General features: G+C 70.4%; 17 protein-coding genes. 6 read left to right on the top strand and 11 right to left on the bottom strand.

The genetic code is table 11. The features are described from left to right. Window positions 1-4 precede the first annotated feature (4 nt). Together ACTMTF_RS09355 and ACTMTF_RS09350 are read right to left on the bottom strand one after the other, a co-directional pair. On the bottom strand, window positions 5-1,135 hold the full coding sequence (locus tag ACTMTF_RS09355) for an L-talarate/galactarate dehydratase (RefSeq protein WP_441110236.1): 1,131 nt from the start codon (window positions 1,133-1,135) through the stop codon (window positions 5-7). Then, window positions 1,119-3,464, bottom strand: a complete 2,346-nt coding sequence (locus tag ACTMTF_RS09350) for an LLM class flavin-dependent oxidoreductase (protein WP_441110235.1) — start codon at window positions 3,462-3,464, stop codon at window positions 1,119-1,121. Before ACTMTF_RS09350 ends, ACTMTF_RS09355 begins: the two co-directional genes overlap by 17 nt. A gap of 106 nt (window positions 3,465-3,570) precedes the next feature. On the opposite strand from ACTMTF_RS09350, the gene ACTMTF_RS09345 reads away from it, so the two are divergent. Beyond that, the gene (locus ACTMTF_RS09345; protein ID WP_441110234.1) at window positions 3,571-4,149 is read left to right on the top strand and encodes a MarR family transcriptional regulator; all 579 of its coding nucleotides are present in this window, start codon (window positions 3,571-3,573) and stop codon (window positions 4,147-4,149) included. Window positions 4,150-4,174: 25 nt separating this feature from the next. Here the strand turns inward: ACTMTF_RS09345 and ACTMTF_RS09340 are convergent, their stop codons facing one another. Both ACTMTF_RS09340 and ACTMTF_RS09335 read right to left on the bottom strand, forming a co-directional pair. Next, window positions 4,175-6,322 (bottom strand): SpoIIE family protein phosphatase, encoded by a 2,148-nt coding sequence (locus ACTMTF_RS09340; protein ID WP_441110233.1) that lies wholly within the window; start codon window positions 6,320-6,322, stop codon window positions 4,175-4,177. Between the two features lie 214 nt (window positions 6,323-6,536). Then, window positions 6,537-8,510, bottom strand: a complete 1,974-nt coding sequence (locus tag ACTMTF_RS09335) for a glycosyl hydrolase family 18 protein (protein ID WP_441110232.1) — start codon at window positions 8,508-8,510, stop codon at window positions 6,537-6,539. A 218-nt stretch (window positions 8,511-8,728) separates the two neighbouring features. On the opposite strand from ACTMTF_RS09335, the gene ACTMTF_RS09330 reads away from it, so the two are divergent. Beyond that, on the top strand, window positions 8,729-9,862 hold the full coding sequence (locus tag ACTMTF_RS09330) for a PP2C family protein-serine/threonine phosphatase (RefSeq protein WP_441110231.1): 1,134 nt from the start codon (window positions 8,729-8,731) through the stop codon (window positions 9,860-9,862). 104 nt (window positions 9,863-9,966) lie between these two features. On the opposite strand, the gene ACTMTF_RS09325 is transcribed toward ACTMTF_RS09330, so the two are convergent. Then, window positions 9,967-10,119, bottom strand: a complete 153-nt coding sequence (locus ACTMTF_RS09325) for a hypothetical protein (protein ID WP_397017662.1) — start codon at window positions 10,117-10,119, stop codon at window positions 9,967-9,969. Between the two features lie 171 nt (window positions 10,120-10,290). Between ACTMTF_RS09325 and ACTMTF_RS09320 the strand changes: the two genes are divergently transcribed. Both ACTMTF_RS09320 and ACTMTF_RS09315 read left to right on the top strand, forming a co-directional pair. Beyond that, entirely contained in the window at window positions 10,291-10,437 is a 147-nt protein-coding gene (locus ACTMTF_RS09320) for a hypothetical protein (protein WP_441110230.1), read from the top strand. A 97-nt stretch (window positions 10,438-10,534) separates the two neighbouring features. Continuing rightward, complete coding sequence (locus tag ACTMTF_RS09315) at window positions 10,535-10,897, top strand: cupin domain-containing protein (protein WP_441110229.1); 363 nt, start codon at window positions 10,535-10,537, stop codon at window positions 10,895-10,897. A gap of 95 nt (window positions 10,898-10,992) precedes the next feature. Here the strand turns inward: ACTMTF_RS09315 and ACTMTF_RS09310 are convergent, their stop codons facing one another. From ACTMTF_RS09310 to ACTMTF_RS09300, 3 genes are all read right to left on the bottom strand, one after another. Beyond that, on the bottom strand, window positions 10,993-11,868 hold the full coding sequence (locus tag ACTMTF_RS09310; protein WP_441110228.1) for an exodeoxyribonuclease III: 876 nt from the start codon (window positions 11,866-11,868) through the stop codon (window positions 10,993-10,995). Window positions 11,869-11,986: 118 nt separating this feature from the next. Then, window positions 11,987-13,531 carry a M28 family metallopeptidase gene (locus ACTMTF_RS09305; RefSeq protein ID WP_441110227.1) on the bottom strand — a complete coding sequence of 515 codons (1,545 nt, stop codon included), beginning with the start codon at window positions 13,529-13,531 and terminating at the stop codon, window positions 11,987-11,989. 130 nt (window positions 13,532-13,661) lie between these two features. Continuing rightward, window positions 13,662-14,114 carry an Lrp/AsnC family transcriptional regulator gene (locus ACTMTF_RS09300; protein ID WP_397017673.1) on the bottom strand — a complete coding sequence of 151 codons (453 nt, stop codon included), beginning with the start codon at window positions 14,112-14,114 and terminating at the stop codon, window positions 13,662-13,664. A gap of 157 nt (window positions 14,115-14,271) precedes the next feature. Here ACTMTF_RS09300 and ACTMTF_RS09295 point away from each other — a divergent pair, with 157 nt between their 5' ends. Next, window positions 14,272-17,700, top strand: coding sequence for an indolepyruvate ferredoxin oxidoreductase family protein (locus ACTMTF_RS09295; protein ID WP_441110226.1), 3,429 nt, complete (start codon window positions 14,272-14,274; stop codon window positions 17,698-17,700). 9 nt (window positions 17,701-17,709) lie between these two features. Beyond that, on the top strand, window positions 17,710-18,849 hold the full coding sequence (locus ACTMTF_RS09290; protein ID WP_441110225.1) for an acyl-CoA dehydrogenase family protein: 1,140 nt from the start codon (window positions 17,710-17,712) through the stop codon (window positions 18,847-18,849). Window positions 18,850-18,965: 116 nt separating this feature from the next. Here the strand turns inward: ACTMTF_RS09290 and ACTMTF_RS09285 are convergent, their stop codons facing one another. The 3 genes from ACTMTF_RS09285 to ACTMTF_RS09275 all read right to left on the bottom strand — a co-directional run bounded on the left by ACTMTF_RS09285 (window position 18,966) and on the right by ACTMTF_RS09275 (window position 25,794). Next, window positions 18,966-20,573: an OmpL47-type beta-barrel domain-containing protein gene (locus ACTMTF_RS09285; protein WP_441110224.1), complete on the bottom strand. Its 1,608-nt coding sequence runs from the start codon at window positions 20,571-20,573 to the stop codon at window positions 18,966-18,968. A 108-nt stretch (window positions 20,574-20,681) separates the two neighbouring features. Next, window positions 20,682-24,593: a ThuA domain-containing protein gene (locus tag ACTMTF_RS09280; RefSeq protein ID WP_441110223.1), complete on the bottom strand. Its 3,912-nt coding sequence runs from the start codon at window positions 24,591-24,593 to the stop codon at window positions 20,682-20,684. Window positions 24,594-24,816: 223 nt separating this feature from the next. Next, complete coding sequence (locus ACTMTF_RS09275; RefSeq protein ID WP_441110222.1) at window positions 24,817-25,794, bottom strand: multicopper oxidase domain-containing protein; 978 nt, start codon at window positions 25,792-25,794, stop codon at window positions 24,817-24,819. Window positions 25,795-26,126: the final 332 nt, after the last annotated feature.

Here is a 26,126-nt window from a genome sequence, read left to right as displayed (position 1 = left end):
GAGGTCAGCCGGTCAGCTCGCGCCGCTCGACGGTCCACTGAGCGGCCTGCTCGCTCAGCGTGAAGCCGAGACCGGGCCGGTCCGGCACCAGCATCCGGCCGTCGCGGATCTCCAGCCGCTCCTGGAACAGCGGCTCCAGCCACTCGAAGTGCTCCACCCAGGGCTCCAGCCCGTACGCCGCCGCCAGGTGCAGGTGGATCTCCATGGCGAAGTGCGGGGCGAGCTGCAACCGGTGGTGCTCGGCCAGCGCCGCCAGCCGCAGGAACGGCGTGATGCCGCCGATCCGGGGCGCGTCGGGCTGGATGATGTCCGCGCCGCCCGCCCGGATCAGCTCGGCGTGCTCGGCCACGCTGGTCAGCATCTCGCCGGTGGCCACCGGCGTGTCCAGGGCGGCGGCCAGCTCGGCGTGCCCGGCGCTGTCGTAGGCGTCCAGCGGCTCCTCGATCCAGGTCAGCCCGTACTCCTCCAGGGCCCGGCCCATCCGCGCCGCGGTGGGCCGGTCCCACTGCTGGTTGGCGTCCACCATCAGCGGCACCCCGTCGCCCAGGTGCTCGCGCACCGCGCGGACGCGGGCCAGGTCCGCCCGGGTGTCCGGCTGGCCGACCTTGATCTTGACGCCGCCGATGCCCCGCTCCAGCGCCGCCGAGGCGTTCTCCAGCACCTCACCGATCGGCGCGTGCAGGAACCCGCCCGAGGTGTTGTAACAGCGCACCGAGTCGCGGTGCGCGCCCAGCAGCTTGGCCAGCGGCAACCCCGCCCGCTTGGCCTTCAGGTCCCACAGCGCCGTGTCGAAGGCGGCGATCGCCTGGACGGCCAGCCCGCTGCGGCCGACGGACGCGCCCGCCCAGACCAGCTTCTCCCACAACCGGGGGATGTCGTTGACGTCCTCGCCGATGAGTTCACGGGCGATCTCACAGGCGTGCGCGTACTGACCGGGACCGCCGGCCCGCTTGGAGTAGGCGAAGCCGATGCCCTCCAGGCCGCCCTCGGTGCCGATCTCGGCGAACAGGAACACGATCTCGGTCATCGGCCGCTGCCGCCCGGTGAGCACCTTCGCGTCGCTGACGGGGGTGCTCAGCGGCAGGCGTACGGACGACAGACGGATTCCGGCAATACGGTCAAGAGGCTTGGTCATGGGTGCCATCATCCGAAATCGCTTGTTGTCCTACAACTGGGGCGATCGGGAAGTTGTGCCGGAAGACGTTGTGCGGGTCGTAGACGCCCTTGATCCGCCGCAGCCGGTCCAGTGTGCGCGGCGGGAACGCCTTGGTCAGCAGCGTGTCGTCGGGGTAGGACTCGAAGCTGAGGTAGATGGCGGCCACGTCGAGCCGCTCCCACGACCGCTGGGCGTCGGCCCGGCGGGAGGCGCGCAGCAGCACGTTCAGGGAGAAGTTCTGGGTGCGGTGGGCGTAGGCGGTGGCGTCCGGGGCGGTGTCGTTGACCGCGCCACCGACCGAGCGCACCTGGAACATGCTGATCTCGCCCCTGGCGAACATGTCGGCCACCAGTGTCGTGGTGGCGCTGTCGAGGTGCTCGACCAGCGCGGAGTGGGTGTACATCCGTGACTGGCCGTGATGCTGGTTGCGGTGCGGCTCGACGAGCGCCGCGTAGGGGGTGAGCTGGGCCTGCTGCTGCAGCACCGGGCCCAGCTCCAGGAACGGCTCCAGCGCCGACACAGCGGCGTCGGTGTCGTCGCCCGCCCAGGTGACGAGCGTCTGCGCCAGGACGGCGGCGTCCGCCTGGCCCGGGAAGACCGTCAGGAAGGCGGTCAGCTTCCTCGGGCTCTCCTCGACCAGGCGTCCCCACTTCTCCAGGAACCCGGCGGTGTCGGCGGCGTCGTGCACGAAGGCGGCGAACACGACGTCGCCCACCTCCGCGGCCTCGATGTCGAAGGAGGTGACGACGCCCATGTTGCCGCCCGCGCCGCGCAGGGCCCAGAACAGGTCCGGATGCTCGCCGGCGTCGGCGTGCACGATCCGGCCGTCGGCCAGGACCACCTCGGCGGCCCGTACGTGGTCGAGGGTCAGCCCGTAGGAGCGGGCCAGGAAGCCCTGCCCGCCCGCCGTCGCCAGGCCGCCGACGCCCACGTCCCCGTAGTCGCCGGAGCTGATCGCCAGCCCGTGCGGTGCGAGCGCCTGCGCGACGTCGCCCCAGCGGGCGCCCGCGCCGACGCGGACCAGCCGCCGCTCGCGGTCGATCACCTCGACGCCGTTGATCGCGCCGACGTCGATGACGATCCCGCCGTCGTTGGTGGAGCGCCCGCTGATGCCGTGCCCGCCGCTGCGCACCGCCAGCGGCACGTCCTGCGCGCGGGCGAACGTCACGGCCTCGGCCACCTGCTCCGGCGTGGTGACGCGCAGCACCAGACCGGGGGAGCCGGCCCAGATGTACGACGAGGCCACGCTGTCGTACGCCCGGTCGCCGGGCTCGACCGCGACGGCGGCCAGCGACGCGGGCAGCGCGTCGTAGTCGATGCCGGGACTGCGCAACGCGAGCGCGCGGGGCGAGCGCGCAGCGCCGGTCCCAGTGCCGGTCCCGGCGCCGGCCGGGGTGCCGGCCGGGGTGCCGGTCGGGGTGCCGGTCGTGTCGCTGGTGGTGCCGCGTTCGGCGGCGACGAGTTCGCGCAGCGCCGGGGCGACCTCCTGGGCGAAGGCCTGGATGACCCGCGGGCCGTCCGAGCCGATGATGAAGGTGGAGACGCCGTCCTCCAGCGCGAGCGGCAGCAACTGCTCCGCCCAGGTGGCGACCGGACCCTGGAGCGCGCCGCCGGTGACGTTGAGCAGCCGGCGGATGTCGCGCGGATCGCGCCCCGCCGCCACGGCCGCCTCGTCGATGATCTTGTTACCCGCGCCGATGTCCTCCGGCTGGGCATAGCCGAGGCTGGGCAGCCAGCCGTCGGCCTTCGTGCCGATCAGGCGCAGCATGCGCGGCTTGTAGGCGCCGAGCCAGATGGGTACGTCGTGCGCGGGGGAGGGCCCGCGCTTGGCGCCATGGACGGAGTAGTAGGTCCCGTCGACCTTCAGCACGCCGCGCTCATCGGCGTCCCACACCCCGCGGATCACGTCCATGGCCTCGCTCAGCGCCTCCACCGCCTGGCCGGGGGTGAGCCGGCGACCGCCCATCGCCTCGACCGCGTCCCAGAACGCGCCCGCTCCCAGGCCGAGCTCGATCCGCCCGCCCGACAGCAGGTCGAGACTGGCCACCGACCGGGCCAGCACGGCGGGAGGACGCAGCGGCAGGTTGATCACATTGCCGGACAGGTGGACGCGCTCGGTCCGGGCCGCGACCCAGCTCAGGAGCGTCCAGGTGTCCAGGAAGCCGGGCTGGTACGGATGGTCCTGGAAGGTGACGAGATCCAGGCCGGCCTGCTCGCTCAGGACGGCGAGCTCGACGGCCAGCTGGGGCCGTTCGTTCTGCGGGGTGATGAACGACCCGAAGCGTAGATCGTGACCATAGTCAGGCATGAGGGGGCCTTCCAGACAACTGGTAGATGTGTCAACCATAGCCATTTTGGATGACATGTCAACCTCTTGGGTGACGTATCAACCTTTCGTGACGTACGCTGCGAAGATGACCGAGCAGCGACCGGCGAGCCCACGCCACGCAGAGCTGGACGCGGGAGAACGCCACGCAGAGTTGGACGCGCGAGGACGCCACGCAGAGCTGGACGCGTGGCGGCGCCACACCACTGTCCACGGGCAGCTCGCCGCCCACCTCGCCCGCGAGCTCACCCGCGCCACCGGCCTGTCCGAGGCCGACCACCAGATCCTGGACGCGCTCCTGGACGCGCCCGGCACCCGCATGCGCGCGCTGGAGCTGCGCTATGCGCTGCAGTGGGAGAAGAGCCGCCTGTCCCACCAGGTGGCCCGGATGAGCGCGCGCGGGCTGCTCGAACGCGTGGCCTGCAGCGAGGACGCGCGCGGCTGGGACCTCTCGCTCACCGCCGAGGGCCGCGAGGCCGCCGCCCGCGCGCGGGCGGTCCGGGAGGAGTCCGTACGCCGCCTCGTCCTGGAGACCCTGGGGCCGGAGCGCCTGGCTCTGCTCGCCGAAGCCGCCGACCTCCTGACCGAGCGCCTGGAACGCGCGGCGGAGGAGGACCCGGCCTGCCGGGCCGTTCATGCGGAGGTCTACGGCGAGAAGGTGAAGTAGGGGTCAGTCGTCCGGAAGCAGGGGGTCAGTCCTCCGGCAGGAGGGATGTGCGCAGCAGGAGCATGGCGATGTCGTCCGTGCGGTGGTGGACGGCAGCCGAGGGGGCGATGAGGGCCTCGGCCATCGACTGCAGTGGCTGGTCCGCGTGCCGGCCGAGCTCGGCGGCGAGCGCGACGATGGCGTCGCCGAGATCGATGCCCGGGGTCTCGATGAGCCCGTCGGTGTAGAGGGCCAGGACGCTGCCGGGAGCCAGGGTGTGCTCCGTGGTGAGGTACTCGGCGTCGGGGTCGATGCCGAGCAGCAGGCCCGAGGGTGACTCGACGATGCGGGCGGGCGCGCCGGGTGGGTGCAGCAGGGGAGGGAGGTGGCCGGCGCTGGCCATGCAGGCGACACCCCGGCGCAGGTCCAGGCTGACGTACAGGCAGCTGGTGAACCGGTTCGGGGACAGGTCGATGAGCAGCCGGTTGGTGTGCCGGAGGACGTCACCGGGCGACGCGCCCGCCCTGGCGTAGGCGTGGATGGCCGAACGCACCTGCCCCATGAGGGCGGCGGCCGTCGTGTCGTGCCCCTGGACGTCGCCGATGACGGCCGCGGCCATGGAGTCGCCCAGGTCGATGAGGTCGTAGAAGTCGCCGCCGATGTCCATGCCGCGCGTGGCGGGCAGGTAGCGGGCGGCCACGTCCAGGCCGGGCAACTCGGGCAGCCGGCGAGGGAGCAGGCTGCTCTGCAGGCACTGCGCGAGCTGGTGCTTGGCGTCGTACAGACGGGCGCGTTCGAGCGCCTGGGCGAGCAGCCCCGCCAGTCCGGTGAGGTGGGCGCGCTCGTCGAGGGTGAAGTGGTGAGGATGGTCGAAGGCGAGCACCCATGCGCCCACGGGCCGGCCGGAGGCGATCAGCGGCATGAACGCCCAGGCGGACATGTTGTCGTAGCGGATGGTCTCGGGATAGACCTGTTCGAGCTCGTGCCAGGTGGCGAAGAACATCGGCACGCCGGATTGGAGGGCGTGCGCGCTGGGCGTCGGTGAGGTCACCGGCCGGCCGTCGAAGTCGTCGATGGTCTCCTGCGCGTAGTTGCGTGAGCCGATGATCCGCATGCGCCCGCCCTCGGCCCGCAGGACCGCCATCGCCTGGACGTTGAAGACGGGCATCACATGGTCGGCGACCAGGTCGACCACGTCCTGGACGGTGGCCGCCTGGCTGAGGGAGGTGGTGAGATGCAGCATGTCGTACAGCGCGGGCCCGGTCGCGGGCCGGCCCGCGTTTATGGGCACGTCCGGCATCAGATGGTCCGGGTCCCTGGCCATGGTGCTGGGGGTGACGCGGACGCTGACCCCGAAAGGGGCGGGATAGAGCTGGAAGGCCAGCCACTGCCCGTCGGGGCGTTCCGCCATGAACGAGGTGGTCTCGTGGCTGATGACCGCGGCGCGGTAGCGGTCCTCGCAGACCGGCCGGTTCAGCCAGGGCAGCCATTCCCAGGGGCGCTTGCCCAGCAGCTCGGACGCCTCGCCGTCGAGAAGGTCCGCCGCCGGCGGGGTGAGGAAGGTGATGCGGCCGTCGATGTCCATCGCGAAGTAGCCCTCGGGCAGGCCGTTGAGGCAGTCGAGCGCGGCCATGCCCGCGTCGAGGTCCTCCTGCGCGCCGCGATAGGGCGACAGTATGCGCGGTCGGTGGCGGGGTGTCATCGGTTTCCCTTCCCTGGCCGCCTCCCCCAGGACCAGGCTCATCTGGCGACAGGTTCGCTGAATGATGTCGAGCTTGTGCTGGGTGAGCTCGGAGGTCTTCTCGGGAGGCCACAGCAGCAGCAGCGCTCCCCAGTCGGTGGGACCGCTGTGGATCGGGGCCGCCGCGACGGAGAAGTGGTACGGCAGCGCCAGCGCGGCGCCGGGGAACGTGCGTGCCAGCTCCTCCTGGTTGGCCAGCCACACCAGGCGCCGCTCACGCACCGCGACGGCCGCCGGGACCGGGCCGGTCAGCCTGATCCTGGCCCACGCTCGGGCGATCATGGTCGGAAAGCCCAGGGAGGCGTCCATCAACAGCACCCTCCCCTCCTCGTCGAGCAGGTAGAGGGAGCCGATGTGCGCCCCGGAGTCGTTGATGGCCTCGATCAGCAGGGTGTGCAGGTCATCGGCGACGTCGCGTCCTGGGGTGGTGGCGGCGACGGTGTCGCGCCGCACGCCCTAGGTCTCCTCGCTTCTGGCACGGGATCGGGGTGAATGCCCAAAAATACCCATAAGGGAAGAATACGCATAGATATTAATAGAAAGGCATTCTCAAGGTTATAGCGGACCCAAGGCCTTATCCAGCCCGAACGTACTCAGTGTGCATGATAACGGCCGCCCTGCCCGCGGATGCGCGGGCAGGGCGGCCGTCGAGGCTGCTACCGGGAGGTCATCCCAGGCCGTTCCTCATCGCGGTGATCAACTCTCCATTGGAGGTGTCACCGCTGAGCTCCCAGAAGAACGCGCCGCCGAGGCCCTGGTTCTTCGAGTAGCCCATCTTGCCGCCGATCGTGCTCGGCGTGTCATAGCTCCACCACTGGTTGCCGCAGTGGGCATAGGCGGTGCCCGCGACGGTGCCGGTGGCGGGGCAGCGGGTCTTGAGCACCTTGTAGTCCTCGATGCCCGCCTCGTAGGTGCCGGGCGCCGCCCCCGTCGCCGTGCCGCCCGGCGCGGACTGGGACACGCCGGTCCAGCCGCGGCCGTAGAAGCCGATGCCGAGCAGCAGCTTGCTCGCCGGGACGCCCTTGCTCTTGAGTTTCTGGATGGCGTTGTCGGAGTAGAAGCCCGGCGTCGGGATGCCGTTGTAGCTGGTGAGCGGCGAGTGCGGGGCGGTGGGGCCCTGCGCCGCGAAGGCGCCGAAGTAGTCGTACGTCATGACGTTGTACCAGTCGAGATACTGCGCGGCGCCGGCGTAGTCGGCCGCGTCGATCTTGCCGCCGTTGGTGCCGTCGGCGGTGATGGCCGAGGTGACCAGGTTGCCGGAGCCGAAGCGGGAACGCAGCGCCGACATCAGGTTCCGGTACGCCGCCGGGCCGCTGCTGTCGCAGCTCAGACCACAGGCGTTCGGGTACTCCCAGTCGATGTCGATGCCGTCGAACACGTCCGCCCAGCGCGGGTCCTCCACCAGGCGGTAGCAGGACTCGGCGAAGGCGGCCGGGTTCTGCGCGGCCTGGCCGAAGCCGCCGGACCAGGTCCAGCCGCCGAAGGAGAACAGCACCTTGATGTGCGGGTGCTTCTGCTTGAGCTTGCGGAGCTGGTTGAAGGTGCCGCGCAGCGCGCCCGCGTCCCAGGTGTCGGCGACGCCGTCCACGCTCTCGGCCGCGCTGTAGAAGCGGTCGTAGTCGGCGTAGCTGTCGCCGATCGCGCACTGGCCGTTCGTCACGTTGCCGAAGGCGTAGTTGATGTGGGTCAGCTTGGCCGCGGAGCCGCTGGTGTCGATGTTCTTGACGTGGTAGCCGCGCTGGTAGACGCCCCACTGGACGAAGTAGCCCAGGACCTTGTCACCGCCGCCACCGCCGCCGCCCGAGGTGGTGGCCCTGACCTCGGCGCTGTTGGCGGAGCGGTTGCCGGCGGCGTCGCGGGCGCGGACCGTGTAGGTGTAGGCGGTGCTCGCGCTCAGACCGGTGTCGGTGTGGGTGGTGCCGGTGACGGTCTCGATGAGGGTGCCGCCGCGGTAGATCTCGTAGCCGGTGACGCCGATGTTGTCGGTGGAGGCGTTCCAGGCGAGGGAGACACTGCTGGAGGTGACGCCGGTCGAGCGCAGGTTGCCGGGCACCGACGGCGCGGCGGTGTCGTTCCCGCCGCCGCCCGAGGTGGTGGCCCTGACCTCGGCGCTGTTGGCGGAGCGGTTGCCGGCGGCGTCGCGGGCGCGGACCGTGTAGGTGTAGGCGGTGCTCGCGCTCAGGCCGGTGTCGGTGTGGGTGGTGCCGGTGACCGTGGTGACGAGGGTGGCGCCGCGGTAGATCTCGTAGCCGGTGACGCCGACGTTGTCGGTCGAGGCGTTCCAGGCCAGAGAGACGCTGCCGGAGGTGACGCCGGTCGAGCGCAGGTTGCCCGGCACCGAGGGCGCGGTCGTGTCGACGCCGCCGCCGCTCGTGGGCAGCCAGAGCGCCAGGACGTTCGGCGGCTCCCAGCCGGTCAGCGAGGTGTGGCTCTGGCGGCATTCGTACTCGATGCCTTGGTAGGTGACGCGCGTGCCCACCGTGTAGGCGGTGTTCGGCGCCCAGTCGGCGAGGGCCGCCACGGTGCTGCTCGAGGTGGAGGTGGCGCCGTACGCGCCGGCTGGGATGGCGACCGCCGCGGTGAGGGGCAGCAGTAACGCCGCCAGTCCTGCGAGGGCCTTGCTCAGGATGGTTCTCTTCATGGCTGCTCCGGCATCCGGTGGGTGGGGGGTGGGATGGGAGGACGTGCGGTTCAACTCTTAGGAAAGTTTCCTTTTAGTTGTACGACGACCGTAGCCGCTGCCTGCGCCAGCGTCAATGAGTGTCAAGGCGAAGCGTCCAGGGCAAAGTGCCGTCAAGTGGGCGTGTCCGGTTCCGGCTACGCGAACCCCCCGGTAGAAGGTGGATTCCGGAGGTAGCGGTGTGGCGGAGTAGGCAGCGCGAACGCGGGCGGGTCATCCTGCCGACCTGGCTGTTCGCCGTCACGCTCGTCGCCGTCACCGCGCTCGTGGCCGGGTTCGACGCCCTGCTGGGCACGGCCGTGGGACTGGTGCCACTGCTGATCTTCCTGCCGGCGATCGTCGCGGCGCTGGGCACGACGCCGCAGACGGCCGTCGCCTCGGTCTGGGTGCTCCTGACGGTGTCCGCCTCCGCCGTCTTCCTCGGCGGCGGACTCGGCGAGAACCTGGGCGCGGTCGGCTTCACCGCCGCGTTCGGAGCGCTGAGCGTCCTCGGCTGCCGCTACCGGATCAACCGCGAGGAGGAGGTCCACCGGCTGCGCTCCGCCGCCGCGGCGCTGCAACGCGCGATCATGAGCCCGCTGCCGCTGCGCACCGGGCAGGTGATCGTGGACGGCATCTACCAGCCGGTGGAGGAGGACACCATGGTCGGCGGCGACATGTACGAGGTGGCCGCCTCTCCGTACGGCACCAGGGTGCTCATCGCCGACGTGCAGGGCAAAGGACTGCCCGCGATCGGGGAGGCCCTCGCCGTCGTCGGCGCGTTCAGGGAGGCGGCCTACCGGGAGAGGACCCTCATGGGCGTCGTGGACGCCCTGGAGAATGCCGTCATCAGGCACAACACCTACGCCCGGCACACCGGTGAGCCCGAGCGCTTCGTCACCGCGCTCGTTCTCCACATCGGCCAGGGCCAGGGCGTCCAGGCGGTCAACTGCGGGCACATCGAGCCGTATCTCATCTACGACGGCCGCGCCGGACAGGTGAGCCTCGGAGAGCCCGGAGTGCCGCTGGGTCTGGCCAGGCTGACTCCCGAGCCGCGGACCAGCGCGTGGTTCGCCTTCCCGCCGAGGGCGACGCTGCTGCTGTGCACCGACGGCGTCACCGAGGCCCGTGGACCGGGCAGATCCTTCTATCCGCTGGAGGAGCGGTTGCACGAGTGGGTCGGCGTCCCGCCCACGCGGCTGGCTGACACGCTCCACGCTGACCTGCGCGCGTTCACCGGAGCGGCCCCGCCGGACGACGTCGCCGTCCTCATCCTGCACAGGGCGCAGCCCATGACCGGGCCGGCGCGCACGCCCGCGTTCCCGGTGTCATGACGGGACCCGGGACCGCGAAGGGGCCGACGAGCTCCTGACGGATGCTCGCCGTCACTCCCGCGTGCGCGCCCGCCGAGGTCTCGGGGCCCAGGACCGCCAGGCCTTCAAAGCTTGAAGAGCCTGGGGTACGGCGCGATGATGCGGTGGATCTCGGTGCCGAAGTCGACGAGCACCGCGATGTCCTCCTCGACTCCTACGACATGGCCGAGCCCGTACTTGTCGTGGCTGACCTTGTCCTGCACGACGAAAATTGGCAATGGTGGGGGTGGCACCTCGGGAACGTTGAAGGGACTTCCGGGCAGGGGACGCCGGGCCGCGGCTTTTCTGGGTTTCACTCCTTCTAGTATGCTCCCCATTTGCCACAGGTCTTGCCTCAGGGCCTCACGACAAGGCCGCGTTCTTGTCACTGTCCTGGGTAGGGGAGCCACATGAAGCTCATGGATCGGGTGCGCGCGTACATGCGCAGCCCTCAAGGCAGGCAGACGGTCGAGAAGGCCAAGCGGATGGCCCGCGACCCACAGAACAAGCAGAAGGCCAGGCGCTTCCTGGACAAGTTCCGGTCACGTCGTCACTGATCATCGCGATGTCCATCGCACCGGTCCTGACTTGGGCGTTCTTTCCTTGTGAGGCATTCTCCCCGGTGAGAGACTGAGCTGACGGAGGGGGGACGTCATGATCGAAGTCAAGAGCATCGACAAGCCGGATGAGCGCAGAGACTTCCCGATGGGCCACCTCGACGTGTGCGAGCTCAGCGGGCTGCACTTCGGCGTCGCCACGTTCGAGCCGGGCTGGCGCTGGTCGGAGTCGGTCAAGCCGATCGCGGGCACCGAGTCCTGCGAGGTCCACCACAACGGGATGGTCGTCAAGGGGCGGCTGCACATCCGGATGAACGACGGCACCGAAGCGGAGATCGGCCCGGGTGAGGTCTTCGTCGCTCCGCCCGGACACGACGCCTGGGTGGTGGGCGACGAGGCGGCCCTGGTGTTCGACTTCGCGGGCGGCGCCGCCGACTACGCGAAGGCCAAGGAGGCGTAAGGACGTCGCGCCGCACGCCGCGACCCGGCGTGCGGCGCCAAGACCGAGGTCGCGTACGGACGTCGCGCCGCAAGTCGACCGCCCGGCGTGCGGCGTCAGCTTTCCGGGCCGAGATCCACGACGATCGGGGCGTGGTCCGACGGGCCCTTTCCCTTGCGGGCCTCGCGGTCCACGTACGCCGACCGTACGCGGTCCGCGACGCCCGCGCCGGCGTACACCAGGTCGATCCGCATCCCCATGTTCTGGTGGAACATGCCCGCGCGGTAGTCCCAGTAGGTGAACGGGTGCGGCCCCTTCATCGGCGTGGGCACCACGTCGCGCAATCCCAGCGCCCGCAGGTCGGCCAGCGCCTGGCGTTCGGCGGGCGTGACGTGGGTGGACCCGGCGAACAGGCTCGGGTCCCACACGTCCGCGTCGGTCGGCGCCACGTTGTAGTCGCCGCAGGCCACCAGCGCCCGCCCCTGCCTCAGCTCCGCCTCCACCGCCCGGGTGAACGCCGCGAACCAGGCGAGCTTGTAGCCGTAGTGCGGCGAGTCGACGGTCCGCCCGTTCGGCGCGTACAGCGACCACACCCTGAGCCCGCCGCAGCTCGCCCCGATCGCACGCGCCTCGGGGGAGGCATCGGCCGCGCCCACCGCGCCGCGCACCGCGCCGCGCACCGCGCCGCCCGCCGCGTCGCCCACCGTGCCGGGCACCGCGCCCAGCACCGCGTCGAACGCCGGCTCGCCGGGGAAGCCCCGCGACACCTCGCTCAGTCCCACCCTCGACAGCACCGCGACGCCGTTCCAGCGGCCGTCGCCGTGGGCCGCCGTGGCGTAGCCGAGCTCGCCGACCTCCTGGGCGGGGAAGCTCGCGGCGGCGCACTTGGTCTCCTGCAGGCAGACGACGTCCGGCTCCGCCTCGGCCAGCCAGGCGAGCAGCCGGGGCAGCCGGGCCTTCACCGAATTCACGTTCCAGGTAGCCAGGCGCATCCTTCCACCTTGCCCAAGAACCCCGGCCCCCGCACCAAGCCACCCCGCCCAAGACGCCCGCCCGTGCCCCGGCAGGCCGGGGCGCCCGCGCCGTGAGGGGCGGGCGCCGGTGGGCCGGCTAGTTGCGGGACTCGGCGGGGCCGTGCCGGTGGGGGGCCGCCGTGCGGGCGGCGGCCGGGGTGGGGGCGGTGGCGCCGATCGTGCCGGTGTCGAAGGCGTACGTCGCCACCAGGGTCGCGATGGCGTCGGAGTTCACGTCCAGTGCCTGGGCGCTGACGTTCTCGATGGTGTCGCAGGCGCTGTGGTAGCACGGGTCGAGGGGGATGCCCGCGGTGCCGCCGAAGATCGCGGCCTCCTCCTCGGTCTTGAGCACCTCGGCGCCGGTGAACAGGCCGCCCGCCGGGATGCCGGCGGCGATGAACGGCCCGTAGTCCGAGCGGCCGGTGAACGCGGTCGCGGTGAACGGCAGGCCGCGCCCGGCGTAGAACTTCTCGAAGTCCTCCTCGATCTGCGCCGACCCCTCCGGCCCCGCCGTGCCGAAGGCGTCACCGTCGCCGTCGTAGACGCCGAAGGTGTAGTTCGGCGAGGCGATCATGTCGAAGTTGAGGTAGAGGGTGATCTTCTCCCGCTCCTCGGCCGGCAGCGCGTCCACGTAGTGCTGCGAGCCCAGCAGGCCGAACTCCTCGGCGCCCCAGAAGGCGAAACGCACCTGGTTCTTCGGCTTGGCCTTGGCGAACTTGAGCGCGACCTCCAGGATGCCGGCGCTGCCCGAGCCGTTGTCGTTGATGCCCGGCCCCTCCTGGACGCTGTCCAGGTGCGCGCCGACCATGACGACGTTCCCCGGGTCGCCCCTCCTGGTCTCGGCGATCACGTTGTACGTGGTCCTGGTCTCGGAGACCGGGTCCCAGTTCATCGTGACGGAGCCGCCCGCCGTGGCGGCGAGCTCCTGGCCGACGGCGAAGCTGGTGAAGAACGACGGGATCGTCACGCCGGGGCCGCCGAGCACCGGGTTCAGGTCGACCTCGGTGCGGCCCTCCTGGCCCTCGTTGAACACGATCGCGCCCGCGGCTCCCGCCGCCATGGCGTTGTCCACCTTGACGCGGAAGTTGCAGGTGCCGCGCTGCATGAGGGCGATGCGGCCGGCGACGAAGCCGTCGAAGTCGCTCGCCTCGCAGCCGGAGGTGGAGCTGTTGGGCACGCCGGGCGGCAGCACCACGTCCACGGCCTGCGTCTGACCGCTCACCGAGCCGGCCGGTGAGTCGCCCATGGCCACGTAGTCGCTGAAGAACCCGTAGGTGTACGTCTTCGGGTCGGCACCGGCGCTCTGGAGCACCGGCGGGGTCCGATAGCCCTCGAACAGGAACTCGAACGGCTGGACGGTCACCTGGTAACCGGCCGCCCGCAGTTTCCAGGCCACGTAGTCGCGGGAGAGGTCGAAGCCCCGGGTGCCGGACACCCGGGTGTCGTCGTTGACCTTCGCGATCGCCTGTAACACCTTGAGGTGCTTGTTGACGTTCTTGCCCGAGACGGCCTGGACCAGGTCCCGGACGGGGTCCTTGTGGTGGCGCGGGTGGGCGTTGGCCGTGCCGGTGAAGGCGACGCAGGACAGCGTCATGGCGGCGACGACCACGCCGAGCACGCCCTTGCGGAAGCGGGAACGCATGATTGCTCCTCGGAACCATTGGGGGGTGACCCGGGTCAAAGTGCGCGCGTTCCCTGAACGTACGGATAAATCCGGAAATGCAGGAGAGGGAGGGATGTCTCTGTTGCATCACGGAGTCCGAACGTGCCGTTCAGGCCTCCGGCACCGTCTCGTGGGTCCAGGAGCCGAGCACCAGGAGCGTCTTGGTGCCCGTGACGTCCCCGGCGCGGCGCAGCCGGTCGATGACCTGCTGCAGATGGCCGAGGTCGCGCGCCCGTACGTGGATCATCGCGTCCGGATCGCCCGCGATGGTGAACACCTCCTGCACCTCCGGCACGCCGACCGTGGTGCGGACGATGTCGCTGACCGGCGTGGTGCCGGGATAGCGCAGCTCGGTGAAGGCCTCGATGCCCCAGCCGAGCCTGGCGTAGTCGATCTGGACCGTGAAGCCGGTGATCACGCCGATGTCGCGCAACCGGTCGACCCGCCGTTTGACGGCGGCCACGGACAGCCCCACCTTGTCGGCCATCTCGGAGAAGGTCCTGCGCCCGTCCTCACGCAGCAGACGCAGCACATGATGATCGATCTCATCCACCTCGGGCATGCCGGAACCATCCCATCAGACGCAAACAACCTCGGCTATTCCTAGTCGTAACTATAACTTTTTGCGTCTTTGTCCGATCTGGTCGTCGGATACTTGCGCACCATCGTCCGACGTTGCTGTGCTATGGGTCACACCACGAAGCCCAGGAGGTTCCGGCGTGAGCACGACCCCCGTGTCGCTGGACGACAGGTACACCGCCGCCGACGGCCGCGTGCTGATGTCCGGCATCCAGGCCCTGGTCCGCCTGACCTTGGAGCAGCGCCGCCTCGACGAGCGACGCGGACTCGACACCCGCGTCTTCGTCAGTGGCTACCAGGGCTCCCCGCTGGGCGGGGTCGACATGGAGATGGGCCGGGCCGCGCGCTTCCTCGACCCGGCGGGAGTCGTGTTCCGGCCCGGTCTGAACGAGGAGCTCGCCGCCACCGCCGTGGCCGGCACCCAGCTGCTCGGTCAGCTTCCCGGCAAGCGCCACGAGGGGGTGACGGGCTTCTGGTACGGCAAGAATCCGGGCCTGGACCGGGCCGCCGACGCCATCCGGCACGGCAACGTGGCCGGCACCTCCGCCCTCGGCGGCGCCGTGGCCTGGATCGGCGACGACCCCGGCAGCAAGTCCTCCACCGTGCCGAGCTCGTGCGAGCCGATGGTGCAGAGCCTGTCCATGCCGCTGCTGGCGCCCGGCTCGGTGGCGGAGATCATCGAGTACGGGCTGCACGCGGTGGCCCTGTCCCGCGCCACCGGCCTGTGGACCGGCCTGAAGATCGTCGCCGACATCGCCGACGCGTCCGCCACCGTGGACCTCGGCCCGCTGTCCGACGGCGTCCCGGTCCCCGGCCGCGCCGACCGGGGCAAGTCCCCCGTGCTGGTCGGCCCGGCCTCGCTGGACGCCGAGCACGACATGCTCACCCGCAGGCTCGACCTGGCCCGCGCCTACGCCCGCGCGCACGGGCTCAACCGGGTGGTCTCCACCGCGCCGGAGGCCACTCTGGGCATCCTCGCCTCCGGCACCGGCTTCGCCGTGGTCCAGCGGGCGCTGGCCGACCTCGGCGTGGACGAGGCCGCGATGAACGCGCTCGGGCTGCGGCTGATCAAGCTCGCCATGCCGTTCCCGCTCGACCCCGCCGAGCTGGCCGCCATGACCGGCGACCTGGAGCGGGTGCTCGTCGTGGAGGACAAGGTGCCCTTCCTCGAAGGGCAGCTCAAGCAGGCCCTGTACGGCCGCGCGCACACCCCCGTCGTGACGGGCCGCGAGCTGCTCACCGCACGCGGCACCCTCGGCGCCGAGGACGTGGCCACGGCGCTGGCCGCCTGCGTCGGCGCCGACCGCCTGCCCCGCCAGGCCGTCCATCTGTCGTCCGCCGAGTCAGCTGTCAGGCCCGCCCGCCGCATGCTGCCGATGGTCGCCGCGCGGACCCCGTACTTCTGTTCCGGCTGCCCGCACAACGCCTCCACCCGCGCCGACGACAGCACGCTGGTCGGCGTCGGGATCGGCTGCCATGCGATGATCGCGCTGGACGGCGGCGGGCGCGGCACCCAGGTCGGCATCACTCAGATGGGCGGCGAGGGAGCCCAGTGGATCGGCCTGGCGAGCTTCACCGAGGACCGCCACTTCGTGCAGAACCTCGGCGACGGCACCTTCCACCACTCCGGCTCCCTCGCCATCCGGGCCGCCGTCGCCGCCGGCGTGCGGATGACGTACAAGCTGCTCTACAACGACGCGGTCGCGATGACCGGCGGCCAGCGCGCCGAGGGCCGCCTGGACGTGCCCGCGCTGACGCGGGCGGTGGAGGTGGAGGGAGTACGGCGGATCATCGTCACGACGCCGGAGCCGGAGACGTACCGAGGGGTCAGGCTCGCGGAGATCGCCACCGTGCGGCACCGCGACGACCTCGCCGAAGCCGAGCGGGACCTCGCCGCGCTGGACGGCGTCACCGTGCTCATCCACGACGACCGCTGCGCCGCCGAGGAGCGACGGCTGCGCAAGCGCGGCAAACTGCCCACGCCGGTGGCCAAGGTCGTGGTGAACGAGCGGGTCTGCGAGGGCTGCGGCGATTGCGGGGAGAAGTCCACGTGTCTGTCGGTGCAGCCGGTGGAGACCGAGTTCGGGCGCAAGACCCGGATCCACCAGGCGTCCTGCAACACCGACCTGAGCTGCCTCAAGGGCGACTGCCCGTCGTTCCTGCTCGTCGAGCCCGGCACCCGGCAGGTGCGGCCGGTGCCCGAGCTGCCCATGGAGTTGACCGTCGCGCTGCCCGAGCCGGTCAGCCGGGTCGGCGGCGAGTCGGTGCTCATCAGGATGCCCGGCATCGGCGGCACCGGCGTCGTCACCGTCTCGCAGATCCTGCAGATGGCCGCCCACCTCGACGGCCTGCATGTGGCCGGGCTGGAGCAGACGGGGCTCGCGCAGAAGGGCGGGCCGGTGGTCAGCGACGTACGCGTCTCGCGGCGGCCGGTCGACGGCTCGGTGCGGGCCTCGCGCGGCACCGCCGACGTGCTGATCGGGTTCGACGTGCTCGGGGCCGCCGCCGACGGGAACCTGGCCGTCGCCTCGCCTGGCCGGACGGTCGCCGTCGTCAACACCTCGATCGTGCCCACCGCCGCGATGGTGACCGGCCGCGCCGCCCTGCCCGGCTCGCCCGCCGACGCGATCGTCCGGGTCGAGTCCGCCACCCGTTCCGGCGAGAACCTCTACCTCGACGCCCACGGCCTGTCCGAGGCGCTGTTCGCCGACCACATGCCCGCCAACATGCTGCTCGTCGGCGCCGCTTACCAGCACGGCTGCCTGCCGATCTCGGCCGACGCCATCGAGCGGGCGATCCGGCTCAACCAGGCCGCCGTCGAGCGGAACCTCGCCGCCTTCCGCTGGGGGCGCGCCGCCGTGGTGGACCTCGCCGCTGTGCTCTCTACGGCGACTCCTGCCCCGGCGCATCTCGAACCCGCTGGGTTGGAGGAGGCGGTGGCCCTCCGGGTCGCCGACCTGACCGGCTACCAGAACGCCGCGTACGCGCGCACGTACGCTGAAGAGGTGAACCACGTGACGGCGGTCGCCACGTCGCGCGCCGGCCAGGAGGCCGGGGAGCGGATCGCGCTCGCCTACGCCAGGAGCCTGCACCGGCTGATGGCGTACAAGGACGAGTACGAGGTCGCGCGGCTGCACCTGGACCCGCAGGAAAAGGCCGTGCGGGAGCGGGAGTTCGGCGCGGACGCCGTGGTGTCGGTGCTGCTGCACCCGCCGGTGCTGCGGGCGCTGGGGATGAAGCGCAAGATCAAGCTGCGCCGGTCGGCGGGGGTGCTCTTTCGTGGGTTGCGTGCGGCTCGCGTGCTGCGCGGCACGGCGCTCGACGTGTTCGGGTACGCGGGGGTACGGCGGGTCGAACGGGCTTTGATCACCGAATATCGTGAGTTGATGCGTGACGCGCTGGTCCGGCTGGATCCTGACACCGCCGATGCCGTCGGCTCGCTGGCCTCGCTGCCGGAGATGATCCGGGGGTACGAGGACATCAAGCTGGCGCGCGTCGCCGAGTGGCGTGAGCAGTGCCGGGCTTCGCTGGCCCGGCTGGACGAGCCCGCCGTGCACCCCGCCTCCTGAGGAGCGAACGTGACCGTTGACCGCCTGCTGCCCGGCCAGGACGCCGAGGACCTCATCGAGCTGACCCGCGAGATCGCCGACAAGGAGCTGGGGCGGCGGGTCGATGAGCACGAGCGGGCCGAGACCTATCCTGAGGGGCTGTTCGCGACCTTGGGGCAGGCTGGGCTGCTCGGGTTGCCGTATCCGGAGGAGTTCGGCGGGGGTGGGCAGCCGTACGAGGTGTACCTGCAGGTGATCGAGGAGCTGGCGGCGCGGTGGGCGGCCGTGGCGGTGGCTACCAGTGTGCATACGCTGGCCTGTTTTCCGGTGGCCACCTATGGGAGCCCTTCGCAGCGGGAGCGGTGGCTGCCTGCCATGCTGGCCGGGGAGTTTGTCGGGGGGTACAGCCTGTCGGAGCCGCAGGCCGGGTCGGACGCCGCTGCTCTGACCTGTAAGGCTTCGAAGGTCGAGGGGGGTTACCGGGTCACGGGGAACAAGGCGTGGATCACCCATGGGGGGAAGGCTGACTTCTATGCCTTGTTCGTGCGGACTGGGGACGGGAGCCGGGGGATCTCCTGCTTCTTGGGGCCTGGGGCGGCTGAAGGGCTGACCTTTGGGCGGCCTGAGGAGAAGATGGGGCTGCACGGGGTGCCCACTACCAGTGCACACTATGACGGGGTCGTGCTGGAGGATGATCGGCTGCTGGGGGAGGAAGGGCAGGGGTTGCAGATCGCGTTCAGCGCTCTGGACTCCGGGCGGTTGGGGATCGCCGCTTGTGCTACCGGGTTGGCTCAGGCTGCTTTGGACGAGGCCGTCGCTTATGCCATGGAGCGGCAGACCTTCGGGAAGAAGATCATCGACCATCAGGGGCTGGGGTTTCTGCTGGCTGATATGGCGGCTGGGGTGGACTGTGCGCGGGCTACCTATGTGGATGCGGCTCGACGGCGGGATGCTGGGCTGCCTTACAGCCGGCAGGCCAGTGTGGCGAAGCTGGTGGCCACGGACACCGCGATGAAGGTGACCACGGACGCGGTGCAGGTCTTCGGGGGGTACGGGTACACGCGGGAGTTCCGGGTCGAGCGGTACATGCGCGAGGCGAAGATCATGCAGATCTTCGAGGGCACGAACCAGATCCAGCGGCTGGTGATCAGCCGGCATCTGGCCAAGTGACCTCTGACGTGCGAGAACCCGGGCGGCCTGACGCGTGAGCGGCCCCCGTCCTGGGACGGAGGCCGCTGACGAACTCGCCTCTCGGGGTGGCCGTCACCCCTGCCCGGCGGCGGGTGCTACTCGCCGCCGGCTTCCACGATCATGAACTTGGCCGTGCCCACCGACATGTTCCCGGCCTTGTCGGTGGCCCGGTACGACAGGGTGTGCGCGCCGGGCTGGTTGACCGACAGCGGCTTCGTGTACGCCGCGAACGGCTGGCCGTCGAGGGAGTACTCCACGGTGTCCAGACCTGAGCCGACGTCGCTCGCCGTCAGCTTCACCGTTGCCGAGCCGACGTAGTTCCAGGCCCAGTCCTGGGTGCCGGTGATCGCGGCCGACACCTGCGGCAGCGTGGTGTCGTCCTCCGGAGCCACCACGGTGAACCTCAGCGTCGCCACGGGCGAGGTGTTCCCGGCCTTGTCGGTGGCCCGGTACGACAGGGTGTGCGCGCCCGCCTGGTTGACCGACACGGGGGACGGGTACTCGGTGTAGGCCCCGCCGTCGAGTGAGTACTCCACCGTGTCGACCCCCGACTCGGTGTCGCTCACCGAGATCATGACGGTCGCCGAGCCGACGTAGTTGCCCGCCGAGTCCTGCTGGCCCGACAGCTGCGCCGAGACCTGCGGAGGGGTCTTGTCCTTCCCCTGCGAGGCCGCCACCGTGAACTCCACCGAGTCCACGGGCGAGGTGTTGCCCGCCTTGTCGGTGGCCCGGAAGCTCACCGTGTGCGCGCCGGGCTGGTCGACCGACAGCGGCTGCGTGTACGCCGCGAATGGCTGGCCGTCGAGCGAGTACTCCACGGTGTCCACCCCGGAGCCGGCGTCGCTCGCGGTGACCGTGACCGTCGCCGCGCCCACGTAGCTGCCGTCCTCGTCCTGGTCACCGGTCACCTTCCCGGTGATCTCGGGCGGGGTGGTGTCCTCCTCCTGCGGAGCCGCCACCGTGAACTCCACCGAGTCCACGGGCGAGGTGTTGCCCGCCTTGTCGGTGGCCCGGAAGCTCACCGTGTGCGCGCCGGGCCGGTTGACCGACACCGGGGCCGAGTAGGCCGCGAACTCCCCGCCGTCGAGCGCGTACTCCACGGTGTCCACCCCGGACTCGGTGTCGCTCGCCGTGATCGTGACCGTCGCCGCGCCCACGTAGTTGCCGTCCGCGTCCTGGTCGCCCGCCACCTGCGCGGAGACCTGCGGTGCGGTCGTGTCCTCGCCCTCGCCTTCGGTGACGACGAGTTCTCCGGTCATCTCGGGGTGCCCGGGGATCGCGCAGGAATAGCGGTACTTGCCCGGCGTGAGGTTCACCTGGGCGATGTGCCGGCCGCCGTCGGCGTCGAAGGGGCTGGCGACGATGTTGAGGCTGACGTCGTGGTTGTAGCCGGGGGTGGAGGTGTCGAACGTCAGCGTGTGTGTCATGCCGCTGGTGTTGCCGGTGGCCGCGCTGTTCTCGAAGACGATGGTGGCGGGACCCGCCGTCGCCGATTCCGGCGCCGACTTGTACGCGGTCATGCTGTTGTCGGCGGTCCAGGTGAGCACCTGGTCCGCCGCCTGCGCGGCGGTGAGCTGCGTACGGGGCTGCGCGGTGGCCTGGACCGACGACAGGAAGAGCGCGGGAAGCGCCACGGCGAGCAGCGCCATGGCGAGGCGCGGCGCCGTCACCGCTCCGGACGCCCGCCGTAAGACTCTGATCACGAGGGAGGGGAGAGATCCGACATGCATGTGTCTGCACCTTTCCGAGCTGGGGTGGAGTGCCGGGCACGGGGAACGCTCCCCGGCCCGGCACCCGGCCGGCGTACCGTCCTAGAGTTCGCGCACGCGGATGTTGCGGAAGTCGATCACGTCGTTGCCGCCGTGGTTCTGCAGCCCGACGAACCCGCTGATGAACTGGCGCAGGTCCGTGGGCGGGTCACCGGCGCGCGACGACGCCTTGCCCGGCGTGTTGTCGAACTCGTGGATCACGGTGCCGTTGCGGATGATCGTGTAGTGCTGGCCGACCACCCGGACCTCGTAGTCGTTCCACCGGCCCTTCGGGGTCACCCCGGCCCGGCTCAGGCCGTTGGGCGAGAAGTTGTAGACGGAGCCCGTCTTCTGCGGCTCGCCCGTGTCGCCGTCGTAGATCTGGATCTCGTGGCCACAGAAGATCGCGACCCACGCGGGTGACGTGCGCGCTGCGCCGACCGTGCCGCAGCTTCCGGCGGGACGCTGCTCCAGCGGGGTCCTCGGGTCGGGGAACCGGACGAAGACGCCGCTGTTGGCGCGATGCGGGTCGGGCGAGCTGTCACGGAACTGCAGCCGGACCGAGAAGTCCGCGTACGCCTTGTCGGAGTACCACAGCATGCCCAGGCCGCCGGAGCTGCGGATCGTGCCGTCCGGCTGGAGGGTGAACTGCCCGGACGGGGCCTGGCTCCAGCCCTGCAGCGACGACGCCGTGCCGTCGAAGATGGGCTGGTACCCGTTCACCTTCCCGATCTCCGACTCGGCGCCGGCGGTGCGCAGCGCCTCCGCCTCCTGGGCGGTGATGACGCCGTCCTCCAGGAGCTGACTCACGACGGTGTCGAGGTGCTTGACGAACTTGTTGTGGTTCTTCCAGCCGCGCTCGTCGTCGATCAGGTCGTTGATCGTGCAGCCGCCGCCGGTCGCCTTGTTACGCACGCCGGTGAAGGCGTCGAGCAGCTGCACCGTCGGCCGGGCGTCGGGCGCGGCGCAGCCGACCGTGACCGGGATCTTCCCGGTGACCTGCTCGCCGTCGGCGTAGGTGACCTTCAGCGTCGCCTGGTAGGTGCCGAAGGCGGCGTAGGTGTGCGTCGGGGCGGCCTCCTTCGACGGCTCGCTGCCGTCGCCGAAGTCCCACTCCCACGCCATGCCGCCGGCCTTGGCGCTGGAGAACGTCATCGTCCTGGGCTCGGCGTTCTGCCGGGCGGGACGCGCCACGGCGGCCTCCGGGTTCGGCGTCGCCGGGCCGCCCTTGTAGGTGACGCGGACCAGCTTCTGGTTCGCGTGCAGGCTGAAGAAGCCGCTGCCGTAGTCGAGCATGTAGAGCGCGCCGTCGGGGCCGAACTTCGCGTCCATCCACGACTGGAGCTGGTTGGCGCCGCCGCCGCCCGGGATGATGTTCCGCAGGTCCTCGGCGAACGCCGGCCGGCCCGCGTCCCGGGCGGTCTCCGGGTTCACGGTCACGGCGATGCGGTTGTTGCTGTTGGACTCGTCACCGATGAACCACTTGTTGTCCCAGTACTCCGGCCACGCGACCCCGCTGGCGGTGTCGGTCTGGGAGCGGTGGTAGGTCGGGCCCGACATGACCGCCTGGCCGCCGCCCTTGAGGTAGGGCATGGTGAAGGTCTCCTCGCCCTGCTTGTACGTCGGGAGACCGCTGCCGTCCTGCCGCTTCGGGTAGACCGGGCCGCCGCCCTGCGGCGAGTACCAGATCATGTTGTCGCGCGCCGGCGGGATGTCGACGAGGCCGGTGTTGCGCGGCGAGGTGTTCTTCAGGTTGTCGCAGTCGTACCACTCGGCGGGCTGGGTGGCGTCGCCGTTGCTGCGGTCGCGGTAGGGCTGCTTGTCGCCCATGCAGTACGGCCAGCCCTGGTTGCCGGCGGAGGTGAGAACCGTCACGGTCTCGTATTTCGCCGGTCCCCATGTCTCGCTCGGTCCGCCGGCGTCCGGACCGACCCAGCCGGCCGTGATCCAGTCGTTTTTCTTGTCCCACTCCAGCCGCGCGATGTTGCGGACGCCCATCACCCAGATCTCCGCGCGGGTCTTGCCGCCGCCCTCTTCCTCACCGGTGAACAGGTTGCCCTTGGGGATCGTGTAGGTGCCGTCGGGCTCCGGGTGGATGCGGAGGATCTTGCCGTTGAGGTCGTTGGTGTTGCCCGAGGTGCGGCGGGCGTCCTGGAACGAGGTGCCCTTGTAGTCCTGGGTCCAGTTGTTCCCGGAGTAACCGCCGGATCCGCCGGAGGAGTTGCTGTCACCGGTGCCGATGTAGAGGTTGCCGTCCTCGTCGAAGGTCATGCCGCCGCCCGCGTGGCAGCAGCTGTGGATCTGGGTGTCCCACTGCAGGAGGTCCTTGCGGCTGCTCTGGTCGATCGTCTGGGTCCGCGAGTCGTAGTCGAACCGGGAGACCGTCCGCTTGCCGATGCGCCTGTTCCGGTCGATCGACGCGTGCGGCATCCAGTACGCATAGATCCAGCCGTTCTCCGCGAAGTCCGGGTCGAGGGTGATGCCGACCAGGCCCTCCTCGTTCTTGACCAGCTCGTCGCTGCTGCTGCCGCGGTTGCCCATGACAGGCAGCGTGGTCAGCAGCTTGACCTGCTTGGTCCTCGGGTCCCACTGGTGGATGGTGCCGCAGCCGAGGCCCACCTTCGGGTCGTTCCAGTCGGGGATCGGGCCGGTGGCGCAGGCCGCCTTGCCGATGTAGAACACCTTGCCGTTCGGTGCGATGGTCAGGCCGTGCGGCTCGCCGATCTGGTCGAGCTGGCCCTGCGTGTTCGGCGCGGTCAGCCGTTCCGTGGTGTAGTTGGCCGCGATGGTCGCCTGGCAGTCGCCCCGGACGATGCCGGTCGCCCACCGGATGGCGCCGGCGAGGTGCGTGCGGAACTGCTTGTCGCTGTAGCTCGCCGCGGTGCCGCCCATGCCGGTGTAGAAGGACCGGCCGCCGTCGTAGTCACGGCACCAGGAGACCGGATGGAACGGGCCGTTGCCGTTCATGCTCGGGTTGTAGGTCCACTCCTCGACCTGCGCGATCGTGTGGACCTTGCCCACCGGATTGGGGTTCCAGCTCAGCCACTTGTCGGTCCGCGACAGGGTGAGCGGAAGTCCCTCGTTCGCCGGATGCCGGCGGTCGAGGATGTCCACGACGGCCTTCTGCTCCTTCGCCGCGGGGGGAGGCGCGGAGTCGGGCCCGAACAGCCGCAGCTCGGCGAGCTGGGTCAGGGGCTCACCGCTGTTCGCGGTGACGTTGAGCCGGTAGTACTGGTACGCCGTGGTGTTCTCGAACTTGTATTCCTTGCTCTGGAATCGCTGGGGGAAGGTCTCCCCGCTGCGTGTGTCGAGATCCGTCCAGGTCGTCCCGTTCTGCGAGCCCTGGAGGGTCCAGTCCTTCGGGTCCCGGCCGGCGAAGTCGTTGGCCGACGTCAGCGCGTAGTGCGCCACCGCGACGGGCTTGTCCAGCTTGCCCTGCACCCACGCGGTCGGTGTCCGGGCCAGCCACTTGGTGTCGTTGTCCCCGTCGAAGACCTTGTCCTTGGTCTCGTTCGGCGGGTTCTCCGCGCTCGCCGCGCTCTCCGTCACCTTCTCCGCGATGGGGAGGGCGCCGACGGGACGGGTGCCGATCAGTTCGGTGAACCAGGCCGAGTCCACCTGCGCGCGGGCGGCGTCGCGGATGCCGACGAACCCGCCGCCGCCCCTGATGTACGCCTGGAAGGCGGCGAGCTGCGATTCGTCCAGACTCACGCCCTTGGCGGACAGGAACACCACGCCGCGGAACCGAGCCAGGTTGTCGGCGGTGAAGACCGCCGGATCCTGTGCCTCCTCGACGGAGAACCCGTTCTTCTTGCTCAGCTCCCTGATCGCCGTCGCGGCCGCCCGCACCGGGTCGTCCTGCTGCGCGGCCTGACCGCTGAAGACCAGCACGTTGACGGCGGGCTTCTTGGCGGCCGGGGCGGGGGCCTGTGCCTGGGCCGACACGGCGGTCGGGGTCGCCAGTCCGAGGATCAAGACGGCACTCGACATCATGATCAGTACGCGTCGCCAGGCGGGTGGTCGGGGCGGTAAATAGCCTGTTCGACCCATCATTGCTCCTTGGGATCGAGGGGGGTGCGGACCATATGCGGGTGAGTTCGGAGGTCGGCTGCAGCCAGGGGTGTCGACGTCTGCGTGGGGCCGTGCTCGTACGGCATGGGGCGACCGGATCCGGTCTCGGAGGGCGGGGGCCGGGCCGTCAGTGGCCCGAGTGGGCACCGCCCGAGTGACCGCCACCCGGTCGACCCGGCACGTTCCCGTCCGCGTCCGTCACCGTGAAGATGCCGGCCATCCCCATGTCGGAGTGGCTCTGGACGTGGCAGTGGTACATCCACGCCCCCGGGCCGACACGCTCGCCCGCGATCAGCTGGAAGCCGAACGACTCGGCGGGCCCGGTGATCTTGGTGTCGATGATCCGGCTCGGGTCCTCGAGGCTCTCCAGCATGCCGGTGCGGTTGTCGGCCCAGCGGTGCCCGTGGATGTGGAACGTGTGGTAGAAATCGCCGTGGGTGATCACGATCCACTCCACCCGCTCGCCGACCTTGGCGACGAACTCCGGCGCGTCGTGCGCGGGGCGATTGTTGATCATCATGTCGTTGAAGACGACGGTGAACGTCTTGTCCGGCCTGACGTCCTTCTTCCGCCGGACCACCAGCGGGCCGTACAGCCCCTGCCGGATGCCGATCGTGCCGTGAGCGGTCCCCACCACGTGATCGTGGTAGTGCCAGTAGCCCGCGCTGCCGGGCTCGATGCCGGCGCCGCCCCCGCGCCTGCCCTGCGCGTGGGTGCGCCAGATGTAGGTGCGCCGGCCCCCGGGCTCGACCACGCTGTCGTTCAGTCTCGTACCGTCGCTGGCCACGTCGTAGTTCACCCCGTGGGCGTGCAGGCTCGCCGTCACGTCCAGGTTGTTGACCAGCTCGATCTCAAGCGTGTCGCCCTCGACCATCTCGATGAGCGGCCCGGGAATCGTGGCCTCGCCGGGCTCCAGGCCGTAGCCCAGCTGGCCGTTCTCCAGCCGCTCGGCGTACAGGGTGATGCGGCGGACCGAGCCCATGGTCGTGCCGGCCGTACCGGCATGGGTCGACGCCGCGGTTTGATTCGCTGTGACCAATGCTGCCAGCGCGGCAGCCGTCGCGGACGTGGTGAAGACACGCCGGGAGAGCAGGCTTTTCGCCATGCCTCTGCCTACCTCGGTCATGGTTCCCCAATCGGTGACGCTTGCGTGAGGGCGACTTGCGGGTGCTCGGGACAGTGCTTGCGCGCGCGACGTGGGTCTGGACCCGGGCCGGTCGCGTCATGATCGGTGATGCGGTGGGGGGTAGTGAGATCGACATTCGATCGAAGTACGCGCCATTTTCGGTAAAATGTCAAGAAGTATCGTCGAAAGAGTCAGAGCTTCCGCTTATATCTGGTCAAAGGTGGATGTGGCTGTTACCGTGACCCAAGATCGAACTTCACCGCATCCCCCACGTCCGTGCCCCGCCCCATAGCCCCTGCCGCCGCCTCTCG

The organism is Nonomuraea sp. ZG12, assembly GCF_052068115.1.
Taxonomy (GTDB): domain Bacteria; phylum Actinomycetota; class Actinomycetes; order Streptosporangiales; family Streptosporangiaceae; genus Nonomuraea.
The sequence above is the reverse complement of the archived record's forward strand: the minus strand, read 5'-3'. Positions and strand labels throughout refer to the sequence as shown.